At 62.0% G+C, this 14,288-nt stretch carries 6 protein-coding genes; 4 read left to right on the top strand and 2 right to left on the bottom strand.

Annotated features, from left to right (window positions below; translation table 11 throughout):
- Nucleotides 1-29: 29 nt before the first annotated feature.
- Both BR41_RS15600 and BR41_RS15595 read right to left on the bottom strand, forming a co-directional pair.
- The gene (locus tag BR41_RS15600) at nucleotides 30-3,137 is read right to left on the bottom strand and encodes an ATP-binding protein (RefSeq protein ID WP_051711099.1); all 3,108 of its coding nucleotides are present in this window, start codon (nucleotides 3,135-3,137) and stop codon (nucleotides 30-32) included.
- A 36-nt stretch (nucleotides 3,138-3,173) separates the two neighbouring features.
- Nucleotides 3,174-7,892: an NAD-glutamate dehydrogenase gene (locus BR41_RS15595; RefSeq protein ID WP_035058684.1), complete on the bottom strand. Its 4,719-nt coding sequence runs from the start codon at nucleotides 7,890-7,892 to the stop codon at nucleotides 3,174-3,176.
- Between the two features lie 265 nt (nucleotides 7,893-8,157).
- On the opposite strand from BR41_RS15595, the gene BR41_RS15590 reads away from it, so the two are divergent.
- From BR41_RS15590 to BR41_RS15575, 4 genes are all read left to right on the top strand, one after another.
- Nucleotides 8,158-10,539 carry a DUF1631 family protein gene (locus BR41_RS15590; protein ID WP_035058679.1) on the top strand — a complete coding sequence of 794 codons (2,382 nt, stop codon included), beginning with the start codon at nucleotides 8,158-8,160 and terminating at the stop codon, nucleotides 10,537-10,539.
- 140 nt (nucleotides 10,540-10,679) lie between these two features.
- The gene (locus BR41_RS15585) at nucleotides 10,680-12,575 is read left to right on the top strand and encodes an ATP-binding cassette domain-containing protein (RefSeq protein WP_035058677.1); all 1,896 of its coding nucleotides are present in this window, start codon (nucleotides 10,680-10,682) and stop codon (nucleotides 12,573-12,575) included.
- Nucleotides 12,572-13,099 (top strand): retropepsin-like aspartic protease family protein, encoded by a 528-nt coding sequence (locus BR41_RS15580; RefSeq protein ID WP_051711096.1) that lies wholly within the window; start codon nucleotides 12,572-12,574, stop codon nucleotides 13,097-13,099. Before BR41_RS15585 ends, BR41_RS15580 begins: the two co-directional genes overlap by 4 nt.
- A 166-nt stretch (nucleotides 13,100-13,265) precedes the next feature.
- Complete coding sequence (locus BR41_RS15575) at nucleotides 13,266-14,009, top strand: response regulator transcription factor (RefSeq protein WP_051711094.1); 744 nt, start codon at nucleotides 13,266-13,268, stop codon at nucleotides 14,007-14,009.
- Nucleotides 14,010-14,288 lie beyond the last annotated feature (279 nt).

Here is a 14,288-nt window from a genome sequence, read left to right as displayed (position 1 = left end):
GTGCCCCTGATCCTAGCTGAAAGATGCGATCAGTTGTCCCGGTGAGATTCCAGCAAAGCGCGTGCCTTGTCGAATTCGTAGCGCGAGATCGCCCGCTTCAGGGCCGCAAAAAGTTGGGGCGATAGCGCTGCATGTAGTAATGCGGTGTTGGCGTCGAATACATCGGCGGCCGTGCCATCAAAAGCGGACAGCAGCGTCATCAACTCATCCAGCACGCCGTGCAATTGTGCTGCATCGACATCCACTGCTGGCGCCATGACGGTCTGGGCCGGTTCGATCGCCGTTGCAATCGCTGCCACGCAGGCCGTCAGCTGTGCCCGCAGTACGGCAAGCAACAGAGCGGTTGGGCGCTGTTCCCGCATGGCTTGTTCCAATTCTGCCGCCGCCGCCTGGATGCCTTTCGCGCCGATATTGCCTGCCACGCCCTTGAGCGTATGAGCGTGACGTTCTGCCGTCGCCTGGTCGTCCGCTGCGAGCAGCTGCTCGATGGTGTCCGCGGCATCCGCCTGCCCGATGGCAAAGTCGCGCAGCAGCCTTAGATATAGTTGCGTTTGGCCTGCTACGCGGCGCAGGCCGGCGTTGGTATCGATGCCCGTGATCTCCAGCGCGCTTTTTGCCCGGATTGCATCCGGCACGGACACCCGACCTGTCCGGCCGGTCCAGCGGGCCAGCGTGGCGTACAGATGCTCGGGTTCGACCGGTTTGGCAATGTGGTCTTGCATGCCGGCTTCCAGGCAGCGCTCGCGTTCTTCCACCATGGCGTGCGCTGTCATGGCGATGATGGGCAGGCCGGCAAAGCGGGGGTCGCTGCGGATTTCACGGGTGGCGGAAAGCCCGTCGAGCCCCGGCATCTGCATATCCATCACCACGGCATCAAATCCATCCGGCCGGGCGAGGAGGGCGTCGACGGCCTCGCGGCCATTGTTGGCGGCCATGACCTGTATGCCGACGTTTTCCAGTAGCTCGCAGGCGATTTGTTGATTGATTTCGTTGTCCTCGGCCAGTAATACGCGCAAGCCTTCCAAATTGGGTCGGCTGTTTTCGGGCATATCCTGGCTATCCACCAAGGCCGGCAGGTCGGATACCTCGAAAACTGCCGTGAAGCCGAATGTGGAGCCCTTGCCCGGCGTGCTGTCGACCCACAGGCTGCCGCTCATCATTTCCGCCAGTCGCTTGCTGATCGATAGCCCCAGCCCGGTGCCGCCGTATTTGCGCGTGGTCGAACCATCGGCTTGCGTGAAGGCGCCGAACAACTGGGTGATTTGCTCCGATGTCATGCCGATGCCGGTGTCGTGAACCGCAAAGCGCAGCCGCACGCGTGCGCCCAGCCATTCCGCGCAATCCACCACCACATCCACACGGCCTTGCTCGGTGAATTTGACGGCATTGTTGACGAGGTTGATCAGTACTTGCCCCAGTCGCAGCGGATCACCGCGCAAATGCCGGGGCAGTTCGGATTGCAATTGCACGTTGAGGTGCAAGCCCTTGTCGTCGGCCTTATGCGCGCTGACGGCGATGACGTTGGCGATGACGTCGTCGAGCAGAAAGTCGACCCGTTCGATATCCAGCTTGCCGGCCTCGATCTTGGAAAAATCCAGAATGTCGTTGATCAGTCCGAGCAGCGTCAGGCCGGCATAGTGAATCTTGCTGATGTAGTCGCGCTGCTTGGGTGCAAGGCGGGTTTGCAGCGCCAGATGCGCCATGCCGATCACGGCGTTCATCGGCGTGCGGATTTCATGGCTCATATTGGCCAGGAACATCGATTTGGCCTTGGTGGCTTCCTCGGCTTTGCGCTTGGCTGCGGCCAGCACCATGGATTGCTCGTGTTGCTCGGTGACGTCCATCCAGAAGCCATTCCACATCCACTGGTCGCCGGGCAACGCTTCACACCGCGCCTGGCTCAGAATCCAGCGTTCACGATCGTTGCGGCGTACACGTGCCTCGAAGCGGACATCGCGACGATCACGCAGCGCCGCTTCGAGTTCGGCGCGCGTCTGCACTGCATCTTCCGGCACCACATAGCGCCAGCGTTGCTCGGTATCGGCAAGGATGGCTTCCCGCGTGACGCCGAAGACCTCGGTCACGTTCTCCCCCACAAAGTTGAAGCCCTGGTGACCATCTGCGTACAGGCGGTACTGGAACACGACCAAGGGCAGGGCATTGGTCAGGTCTTCGACTTGCTGCCGTACGGCTTCGGCGGCTGCCAATGCATCCACCAGCGCCGCCTCTGCGCGCCGCCGCTCGATGATCTGCTCCGCCAGGCGCCGATTCCAGACTACGACGACAACGATCACCAACAGCAACGCCAACCCGAATGGCCAGCCGGCACGCGCCGCCTTGCGCCAGTTGAACTCGGTCAATGGCGGCAGCCAGCGCGCCTGGATTTCATAGCGCTGGGTATCGGTGATGTGGCCGATGGCGCGGTTCATCGCCCCCACCAGTTCCGGCCAGTCTTCCCGCACGGCAAATCGCAGCTCGCTGGCCGCAAGGCCCGTTTCGCCACGAAATTCGAGATTGATCAGATTCTGGTCATGCACCAGATAACTGGCCACGATCATGTCGCCGATATAAGCGTCGGCCCGGCCGGACGAGACCGCGTGCAGGGCATCTTGCGCATCGGCAGCGCCAATCACGATCACGCCACGGACGCGGTGCAGCAACAAATCCTGCAGCGCATAGCCACGTTCGATCGCCACGCGTTGACTCGCCAAATCCGAAAGCGAATGGATATCTTCGTTTTCCTTGCGGGTGATGATCAGGTTGGAGCTGGTGATGTAGGGGTCGGTGAAGAGCAGCGATTGCTGGCGATCCGTCGTGCGGGCGATGGAGGGCAAGATGTCGACGTTGTGGCTGCTTGCCGCTGCCAGTGCTTCTTCCCAGCTGTTGTAGATCACCTGCGTGACATGCACGCCAAGCGCCTTGCTCAGCAGGTTGAGATAATCCGCGCTGATGCCCCGATATTGTCCCTCCTTGTCGAGCATATCGAAGGGTGCCCAGCCGCTGCGATAGAGGCCGACGCGGATGTCCCGGTGCTCGGCAAGCCAATGGCGTTCGGAGGGAGTGGCAGGGGTTGGCGTGGGAGCGGCAAATACGCCGCTGGCCCACGCCAGGCACAGCCAAAGCAAGACGGTTTTCATAGCCCTATCGTAGCGACTACCGACGGGGAATGCAGATTACGCGATCAGCCTGGCGCGCAACTCCCGCAGCGCGGCAGAGATCATGGCCAGATCCGGTGCCGCCTCGCGCAGCTCGGCCAGCATCTTCTGCCATTGATCGAACGAGCTGCCCACGGCTTCGCGCCAGCCGGCAATGCGGGCTTCGGCATCGCCTTGCGAAATGCGCCACACCTGCTCGGTGAGCGAGGCATGCATATTGAGCAAATCGTCCCGCGCGGCCAGCCGGGCCAGCGATTGCCAGCGGTTGTCGCGCGGCAACCGCTCGACCGCGCCGCCGAGCCAATCCAGTCCGACTGTTTCACCCAGACCGAGATACAGCGCCATCCGCTCGCCGACCGTGCCGCGGTTGGATGGATCACGCGCCAGATCAAGCAAGGAGCCGGCAAGTTCGCGGGCCGCTACGGCGCTGGCCAAGGTGTCCGGTACCCCGTCGGCTTGCCAGCGGGCGAGCGTGGAGCCGGGGTCGGCGATGCACAGCAGCCGGCCGGCCAGCGCGGCGAATTCGCTGCTGACCACGGGTGCGAAGCCGGCGTCGTTCATGATGTCGGCGTGGCGCAGCACCCAGCGCGTTGTCCGTTCGGTATGGCGATGCAGGGCCAGCAGCAACTCGTACTTGGTCTGGGCCGGCGCATTGGCCGCTTCAACCTGCAAGGCCAGTGTTTCACTATCGAGCAGGCGGGCTGCATCCATCCAGCCACGTACGACATTGGCCGGGCTGTGCTCGGTTTCTTCGGATACGCGGAACACAAAGCTCACGCCTTGCCGGTTGATCACATGGTTGGTCAGCACGGTGGCGATGATTTCGCGCCGCAGCGGGTGTTCCGGCAGGCGGGCGGCAAAGCGTTCCGACAGCTCTTTCGGGAAGTAGTCGGCGAGCAGTGCGTCCCAACGCGCATCGTCCGGCATGGTGGAGGCCAGCAGATCCTGATACAGCACGATCTTGGCGTAGGCCAGCAGTACCGCCAGTTCCGGTCGGGTGAGGCCCTGTTTGTTCTGGGCGCGCTCCAGCAGCAGGCTATCGCTCGGCAGATATTCCAGCCGGCGCGACAGCTTGCCTTCGGCTTCCAGCTTTTGCATGAAGCGTTGGTGCACTGGTAGCAGCGACAAGGCCTGGGCCGATTCGAGCGCCAGCGCCAGCGTTTGCAACTGGTTGTCGCGTAGCACCAACAGGCCGACTTCATCGGTCATCTGCGCCAGCAGTTGATTGCGTTGCTTGGTGGTCAGATCGCCGGCCGCCACGATGCGGTTGACCAGGATCTTGATGTTGACTTCATGATCCGAGCAATCGACGCCGGCCGAGTTGTCGATGGCATCGGTATAGATACGGCCGCCAGCCAGCGCGTATTCCACCCGGCCCAACTGAGTGAAGCCGAGATTGCCGCCCTCGGAAACCACCTTGCAGCGCAACTCGCGACCATCGATGCGCAAGCCGTCGTTGGCGCGGTCGTTGGCCTCGGCATGGCTTTGCGAGCTGGCTTTGACATACGTGCCGATGCCGCCGTTGTACAACAGGTCGACCGGCGCTTTCAGGATCGCTTGCAGTAGCGCGGTCGGTTCAAGGCGATCGTCGTCGATGCCAAGCAAAGCCTTCATCTGCGTCGAGATCGGAATCGTCTTGGCCGTGCGCGGCCAGATGCCGCCGCCTTCCGAGATCAGCTTGGTGTCGTAGTCGGCCCACGATGAGCGGGGCAGGGCGAACAGGCGTTCACGCTCCTTGAACGTCAAAGCAGCATCCGGTGTCGGGTCGATGAAGATATGCCGGTGATCGAAAGCCGCCACCAGCTTGACTGCCTTCGAGCGCAGCAAGCCGTTGCCGAACACGTCGCCGGACATATCGCCGATGCCGACGATGCTGATCGGGTCTTTGGCTACATCGATGCCCAGTTCGCTGAAGTGGCGTTCGACGGATACCCATGCGCCGCGGGCGGTGATGCCCATCTTCTTGTGGTCGTAACCGACCGAGCCGCCGCTGGCGAAGGCGTCGTCCAGCCAGAAACCGTAGTCGTGGGCGATGCCGTTGGCGATGTCGGAGAACGTTGCCGTGCCCTTGTCGGCGGCAACGACCAGATAAGGGTCGTCTTCATCGCGACGGCGCACATTGGCCGGCGGCACCACCTTGCCTTCGAGCAGGTTGTCGGTGATATCCAGCATGCCGCGGATGAGCGTCTTGTAGCACTCGACGCCCTTGGCCAGGAACGCTTCGCGCTCGGTTGGGGCATTCTTGACGATGAAACCGCCTTTTGAGCCGACCGGCACGATCACGCTGTTCTTGACCATCTGCGCCTTCACGAGGCCCAGTACTTCGGTACGGAAATCCTCGCGCCGATCCGACCAGCGCAAACCGCCGCGTGCGACCTTGCCGCCGCGCAAATGCGTGCCTTCCATCTCGGTGCTGTAGACGAAGATTTCGAACAGCGGCGCCGGTTGCGGCATGCCGGGAATCTTGCTGGAGACGAGCTTGAACGACAGGTACGACTTGGGCGTGCCCTCCGCACTCAGCTGGAAGTAGTTGCTGCGCACCGTGGCGGCTACGGCAGCACGCAGGCTGCTGAGCGTGCGCTCGTCATCCAGATTGGGTTGCGCGACCGCAAAGGCGGCCAGCTCTGCATCGAGCGCATCGGCGGCTTCGTCCTGCGGGTTGGCCGGGTCGAGCCGCAGATGGAACAGCTGCGCCAGCTTGGTGGCGTATTCCGGAAAGCGTTGCAGCGTGTCGGCCAACGTTTCAATCGCGTATTTCAGGCCGATCTGCTTCAGGAAGCGGGCATAGGCACGCAACAACAGCACTTCTCGCCAGGCGAGGTTGGCACCGAGTACCAGTTTGTTGAAGGCATCGTTGTCGGCCTTGCCGGAGAACACGGCCTGAAAGGCATCGACCAGCCGGTTGCGCGCAGCCGGGTCTTCCAGGCTGGTCTGGTCATTCAGCTGAATGCCGATGTCGATGATCCAGGCTGCCGTGCTATCGGCCGGGTGGAGCGCGTAGGGACGTTCGTCCAGCACTCGCACGCCGAGGTTTTCCAGCAAGGGTAAGCAATCGGACAGCGCAATTTCGCTGGCGCGGTAGAGCTTGAGCCGCCATAAGCGGGTATCGGTGGCGCTGCCCGGCGTGAGCGTGGCGGCGAGATCGCTGCCGGCGAGCACGGTTTCCAGCGCATCGACGTCGTGGACGGCGGCACGAGGGGTGAAGTCGGCGCAATAAGCGGCCGGGAAGGCGAGCTGGTAGCGCTGGTAGCGATCGCTGCCGACTTCCTCGCCGTTGTGCTGCAGCAATTGGCGCTTGAGCTCGTCTTGCCAGCGTTGGGCGATTTCGGCGACTTCAGCTTCGATGGCTTGGGCGTCGTACTCCGGCTGGGTGTCATGCGGAATGCGCACGATGAAGTGGATGCGCGCCAGTGGGGAGTCGGTCAGCAGCACGTTGAATTCGGCGCTTTGCCCGCCAAGGCGCTCGATCAGCAGCTTCTGTACCTTGATGCGCACTTCGGTGGTGTAGTTGTCGCGGGGCACGAACAGCATGGCCGAGATATAGCGGCGATACAGGTCTTCGCGGAAGAAGATGCGCACGCGGTTGCGTTCGTGCAGGCCGACGATGCCGCTGGCGATGCGGGCCAGCTCGGCCACGTCGATTTCAATCAGTTCTTCACGCGGGTAGGTATCCAGCACGTGCAGCAACGCCTTGCCGCGATGGCCGGCGAGGTTGGCCCCCGCCAGTTGCAGCGCCTGATCGATCTTGCGGCGCAGGATCGGCACCTGCCGTGGCGGTGTGGCGTCGGCGGCGGCGGTGTAAAGGCCAAGGATGCGCAGCTCGCCGGTTACCGCGCCGTTGGCGTCAATCTGCTTCAGGCTGACCATATCGAGATACACCGGCCGATGGATGATCGACCGGGTATCGGCCTTGGTGAGGATCAACAGGTGTTCCGGGGTGTAGGCCAGGGCGCGCAAATCGTCCGGCAGGCTGGCGAAGGTATGCGAGGTGCCCTTGGCGGCATCGCGCAGCAGCCCCAAACCGGACTCTGGCACGACATCCAGCGTCTTGCCGTTCTTGCCGAAGCGATAGTCGCGGCAGCCCAGGAAAATAAAATGACCGGCTTGCAGCCAGTCAAGAAAGGAGACCGTTTCGTCGATTTCGTCTGCGGATACGGGGGGCAGCGAGCCACGCAGATCGGTCAAGGCGCGGCTGACGCGGTCGCTCATGGCGGGCCAGTCCGATACCGCACGGGTGAGGGCTTCCAGCGCGCGGTCGATTTCCTTGTGCACTGCATCCAGCGCGGCCGGGCTGGTGGCGCGGTCAATCTCGAAGTGCATCCAGGATTCGGCTTGCTGCTGCTCGCCGAGGGTCTGCAGTTGTCCGTCGTCGTCCCGCACCACCTGCATCACCGGGTGGATGAGCATGTGCACGCTGTACCCCAGTCTGCCCAGTGCCATGCCCACCGTGTCGACCAGGAAGGGCATATCGGCAACCACCAGCTCGACCACCGTGTGGCTGGTCTGCCAGCCATGCTCCGGCAGGGTCGGGTTGTAAACGCGCAACAACCAGGAAGCAGGCTTGCGATGGGTGGCCAGTCGCCAGTGCGACAGTGCCGCGCCAGCCCAGTCCTGCGTATCGCGCACGGCGAAATCTTCGTCGGGCAGATCAGCGTAGTATTGACGGAACAGGCTGGTGGCGTTGGCAGGCAACGAAGCTTCAAAGGGCTGTAACGCTAACAACGGGGTAACGGTCATGCATACATCCTCGTTATGACAGGCTGCTATGAATCTATACCCCGCCAAGCGCCGTTTCCACTTGCGAATTCCCCGCACATCCAGTTCTTCCTTGCCCTAAGAACGGTGTGTAAGATCGGCCGGGAAGGATGAGGAGGCAGGTTTGTTTTTGTATAGACAATCAAAAAGTTAGCCGACCTTACGAACCCGACCAAAGGTATTGAATTTGCATATTACGATGTACTAATATGCGTTACTGACCCGACCCCCAGCCGCGAGGCACGCAATGCAATCCGTGCGCCATACCCCCAAAGCCAAGCAGCCGTCACCGACGCTGCTGGCTTGTCGCGACCTCGCCTTGCGCCTCCTGACCGAATCGCTCGACGGTTTTTTCACACAACTTGAAGAAACCTACTTCAAGCTCGCAGAGTCATCGGTCGAAAAAGACCTACGCGACAGCTACTTCCAGGCCCGCATCGAAGCCAAGACCCGCAAAGAAGAAATCATCAACGCGTTTCGCGAACAATTTCTGAATGCCTTCAACGAGCGGGTGCAAAACGGCAACGACCCGAGCGTTGCCAAAGCGCAGTTCAAGGCGGCGGTCGAAGCCGACAAGTTGTCGCTGGTTGCCAACGACGAATACGAAGAAAACCTCACCGTCTCCAACGTCGCCAGCGCACTGACGCAACGCGGTGGCGATACCCTGTCGCAGCTCGAACAACGGTTGGCGACGTTGATGCCCTCATCGCAAGCGAGTGAGAGCGAAAACAATCCGCTCAGCCCAAAGGCGATTTGCGAGGCGTTTCTCGGTGCATTCCAGCAACTCGAAAGCGGCCTGGGCGCCCGCCTTGTGGCCTTGCGTACATTGGAAACCGAGCTCTCCGAACAGGTAGCCTCGGTTTATCAGCACATCAATCAATACCTGATCCAGCAGAACATTCAGCCAGTGGCTCGCGGCGTGCAGCGGCGGCCTTCTTCGCGTCCGGCCAGCGCACCGAATGCGCCAGCATCGCCGCAGCAAGGTGGCGAGCAGGGTGTGGCCGGGCAGGCTAGCTATGGCGGTGGCGATGCGGGTCAATACGGCGGCCCTCAATACAGCGGCATGCCGGGCGGTCAGCAAGGTGGCCCTCAATTCGGCAGCCCTCAGTTCGCCGAGCAATTTGCCAATGCCGGCTATCCCGGCGGCATGCCCACCAGCGGCTTCCCCATGGGCGGCGGCGTGCCGGGCGGTGGCAACCAGCATTACCTGAGCGTGGATCAAACCGCGCTCGCCGGCTTTCTGGAGCAATTGACGCAAGCGACCGCCGAGCCGCAACGCCTGGTGCGTCCGGTCTGGTTCAACGTCCTCGACCAACTCCAGCAAGACCCCCCCACACCGCAAAACCGCGCTGCCGGCGCAGGCCCGGAAAACCTGCTGACCCTGCTGCGCGCATCGCGTTGGGCCGGCGAGCTCAATCGTGTCGATACGATGACGCTCGAACTGGTGGCGATGCTGTTCGACCGCCTGTTCGAAGACGACCGCCTGACCATCGCCGCCAAGGGCCTGCTGGCACGGCTGCAAATCCCGGTGCTCAAGTGCGCCTTGCTCGATGCCGGCTTCTTCGGCAACAAGAGCCACCCGGCACGGGTGTTGATCGACTTTCTGGCCGACGCTTGTCTGGCTTGGGAAGACGAACCAACCACCGACGACCCGACCTTCAACAAATACAACGACATCATTGCCTGGGTGTCGACCCATTACGCTGACGATATCAGCGTGTTCGAAACCGCCTTGCAAGAGTTGGAGCGTTTTGCCGAACACGAAGGCAAACGCGCCGAGCAGAAGATCACGTCCGAAGCGCAAGCGCTGCTTGAACGCGAAGTACAGGAGCTGGCCGCTGCAACGGCCTCGGCGTTGATCCAGTCCCGTCTCTCTACCCAATTCGCGGCGGGTGCGCTGTCTGCCCCTGTCGTCAACGATTTCATCCAGCAGCGCTGGCAGATCGCCTTGGTCGCGGCCTACGGCCCGGCCGGCGAGGCCGAACCGGTCTTCGCCAAGCGCGTCGCCGCGATGGATATGCTGCTGTGGAGCATCCAGCCCAAGCGCGGCGCGGAAGAGCGGCTGCGGCTGGTGAACGAATTGCCGGCCATGCTCAAGGCGCTGGAAGAGGGCGCACAAGCGGCTGGTATGGATAAGCCATCGGCGCAATCGTTCTTTGCCGAGCTGGTGCAATTGCATGCCGGTGCGATCCGCAATGGCATGAAGATCGGCCCGGCTGTCGATACCACCCCGGCCTTTACGCCGCCGCCAGCCATTCCTGTCGAACCGCCGAAGGCGATTCGCGATGCGATTACCGCCGCCGAAGACAACGAGGACATGACGATCCCGGTCGTGACCTCGGTCGTCACCGACGCACGACCGGCTGAAGACGACGATGGCTTGCCCACGCGTGGCGAATGGCTGGAATGGCAGGGCGACGACGGCGAATTCCGCCGCCATCGCCTGTCATGGATCAGCCCGCAAAAGACCCGTTATCTGCTTACCAACCGGGGGGGCGAGAACGGCTTGGGCTTCACGCGCGAAGAACTGATCAAGCATCTGGATAACGGCCGCTTGCGTCGTTTGAGCGGCGCGTTTGGCGTGACCGAGCAGGCCTTGGGTCAGTTGCGGGCGCATCTGAGTCACTAACCACCCTTATGCCAATGTAGCCCGGACGGCTTTGCCGGCCGGGGTTGCTTGCCCGTTCCAAACATCCCGGCCGGCAAAGCCGTCCGGGCTACGATGATCAAGCTGATCGGATTCCCGGCCTGCCCTGTTAAAATGCCCGGATGATCAGACTCAAATCCCTCACATTACGGCGCGGTCTCAAGGTTCTGCTGGATCGCGCTGATCTCACACTGCATTCCGGCCAGAAAGTTGGCGTCGTCGGTGCCAACGGTGCCGGCAAATCCTCCTTCTTTTCACTCTTGCGCGGCGAGCTGCATGCCGATGCCGGCGATCTCGAACTGCCACCACGCATCGTCATCGGCCACGTGGCGCAGGAAACCCCGGCGTTATCGGTCTCCGCGCTGGATTACGTACTCGATGGCGATGCCGAATTGCGCACCGTCACCGCCGAGCTGGCCGCCGTCGCCGACGACGGCCTGCAGCATGGCGAGTTGCTCGCCAAGCTCGAAGCCATCGACGGCTATTCCGCCCCCGCCCGCGCTGCCAAATTGTTGTCCGGCCTGGGCTTTTCCACCGAAGAAATGACGCAGCCGGTATCGAGCTTTTCCGGCGGCTGGCGCATGCGGCTCAACCTCGCCCAAGCGCTGATGTGCCGTTCCGACCTGCTGCTGCTCGATGAACCGACCAACCACCTGGATCTGGAAACGGTCGTCTGGCTGGAAACCTGGCTCAAGAGCTACCAAGGCATGTTGCTGATCATCTCGCATGATCGGGACTTCCTCGACGCCGTCATCGGCAGCATCCTGCATGTCGACCAAGGCAAGCTGGAGATTTACACCGGCAACTATGGCGATTTCGAATCCCAGCGTGCCGAAAAGCTGTCGCAACAGCAGCAGGCGTTCGACAAGCAACAGCGCGAAATTGCCCACCTCGAATCCTTCATCACCCGCTTCAAGGCCAAGGCCAGCAAGGCCAAGCAGGCGCAAAGCCGCGTGAAGGCGCTGGAGCGGATGGAAGTCATCTCCGCCGCCCACGTCGATTCGCCCTTTACCTTCAGCTTCCGCGAGCCCGAATCCAGCCCCAGCCCCTTGCTGCGACTGGAAAACGCCAGCACCGGCTACAGCGTCGACAAACCGCTGCTGCAAGACCTGAACCTGAGCCTGGAAAAGCAGGCCCGCATCGGTCTGTTGGGCGTGAATGGCGCGGGTAAATCCACGCTGATCAAGACGCTATGCGCTGATCTGCATCTGATCTCCGGCTCCCGCGTCGAAGGCAAAGGGCTGAAGATCGGCTACTTCGCCCAGCACCAGCTGGAGCATTTGCGGCTGGATGAATCGCCGCTGTGGCATCTGCAAAAACTCGACCCGCAAACGCGCGAGCAAGAGCATCGCAATTACCTCGGCGGGTTCGACTTCCACGGTGAAATGGCCACCAGCCCGGTGCGGCCGTTCTCCGGTGGTGAAAAGGCCCGCTTGGCATTGGCGCTGCTGATCTGGCAACGGCCGAACCTGCTGCTGCTCGATGAGCCGACCAACCATCTGGACATCGAAATGCGCCAGGCGCTGACGCGGGCGCTGACCGATTTTGATGGCGCGATCATTCTGGTTTCCCATGATCGACACTTGCTGCGTGCTACGGTGGACGACTTCTGGCTGATCGAAGCCGGTCGCGTGCGGCCATTCGATGGCGATCTGGACGACTACAGCCGCTACAGCCAGGAAAAACGCTCCAGCGAAGCAACTGTATTGCGTTCATCCGATGCACAGGGCGACCGCAAGGCGCAAAAACGCGAAGAAGCCGAAGCCCGCCAAAAGCTGGCCGTTGCGCGCAAACCGCTGGAAAAGCAGCTCGCCAAAGTCGAAAAAACCTTGCCACCCAAACAGGCCGAACACGCCGAGCTGACCGCCCAACTGCAAGACGCTGCGCTCTACGAGATTGAGCGCAAAACGGAATTGCAGACCATTCTGGCGCGAGAAGCGGTGCTCAAAGCCGAGATCGAAGCGTTGGAAGGTGAATGGCTGGAGCTCTGTGAGCAGCTGGAAACGCTGACCGTATGACCCGTGCTGCAGGCGGGCTGATCCGCTCCACCCCGCTCGTGATCGTGTTGTGGCTGTGCGTGATCGGCATCGTCTTTCTGGGTGCGCGACTGGTGATGGAACGCCAGCGCGTGCCGGCCGCAACCCTGACCGCTCAAGACGGGCAGCGGGCGCTGGTACTGCAACGCGCGCATGATGGGCATTTCCGTATCAAGGGCCGCATTGGTGGGCCGGCCGGCGACCGGGACGTGGTCTTCCTGATGGATACCGGTGCCACCACCGTCACCATCGATGTTTCGCTCGCCTCGGCCCTGTCGTTGCCGGTCGGCGAAAAAGTCACCTCGATCACCGCCAACGGCCCGGTCGAAGGGTTCGAGACGCGCATCCCACAACTGCAGTTCGGCGGCTACACGCTGACACAGGTGCGCGCCATCGTCGTCCCCAATCTGGGCGACGAAGTCCTGATGGGCATGAACGTGATTTCGCGCTTCGATGTGCAGCTCAAGCAGGATGAAATGCATCTGGCATTGCGTGCGGGGCAATAGGGCAGCCCGACCGGGTTGTCAGACATGAGAAATAGCTGGCGCGAGCCAGCTATTTTTTTGCCCCGATGCCTGCCCATTATCCCAATCAGTGACAAGCAGACATCGTGTGCTATTTTGCGCAATGCACCAATGACGTGTGCATACCGCGCCCAGCTGACCGCATCGAATGACACCGCCGCGAGCATCCTCCCCAATCCCGCACCGCCCCCGCTTGTTGGTCGTCGAAGACGAACCCGTCATGCGAGCCGCGCTAGCGCAGTATTTCTCGCAAGAAGGGTTCGAGGTCACCGAAGCGGGCACCGCCGAAGCATGCCGCAAGGCGCTCCGGCGTCAGCCCGCCGATGTCATCTTCATCGATGTGCAACTGCCGGACGAGAACGGTGTGACGCTCGCCCAGGACATCCGCAACACCAGCGCGGCAGGCATTGTTTTTGTCACCAGCCGTGATGGCGAACTCGACCGGATTCTCGGCCTGGAATTGGCCGGCGACGACTACGTGACCAAGCCCGTCAACCTGCGGGAATTACTGGCGCGCACGCGGGCGCTGCTGCGGCGGCGGCAACTCGACCGCGATACCGAACGCCGCAATACGGTTCTGCGTTTCGGTAACCATGTGATCGATCTGATGCGGCGCGAACTGGTTACCGAGGCAGGGATACAGGTGCGGCTCACGCGGGGCGAGTTCGACTTGCTTGCCGTGCTCGTTCAGGCACGCGGCATGCCGGTTGCGCGCTCATATCTTGTTGAAGCAGTGAGCCATCGTGAGGAAGAGGCTGGGGAGCGAACCGTCGATACGCTCATTGGCCGACTTCGCCGCAAGCTGGCTGATGGCGGCGACAAGAGCGAGCTGGTCGTGACGGTAGGCGGGATTGGTTATCGCTTGGGGGTCGAAGTTGAGGGGAGTCGTTAGGGGAACGTAGCCCGAACGGCTTGCCGGCCGGGGTTCTTTCACGCGTTGCCTCCCGGCCGGGCAAGCCGTCCGGGCTACGGATTAATTCAGCCTGCAACGGCCTGAAAGACCATCGATGAGCCAATGCGTTTTTGTAGGAGCGAGCTTGCTCGCGATGGCTACGGTAAATTCAATCGGTGCAATCGCGAGCAATCTCGCTCCTACAAGGTTTCCGTACGTAGCCCGGACGGCTTTGCCAGCCGAGGTTCTTTCACATGTCGCTCCCCGGCCGTCCGCGCC

This window comes from Andreprevotia chitinilytica DSM 18519 (genome assembly GCF_000711875.1).
Lineage (GTDB): Bacteria > Pseudomonadota > Gammaproteobacteria > Burkholderiales > Chitinibacteraceae > Andreprevotia > Andreprevotia chitinilytica.
The sequence above is the reverse complement of the archived record's forward strand: the minus strand, read 5'-3'. Positions and strand labels throughout refer to the sequence as shown.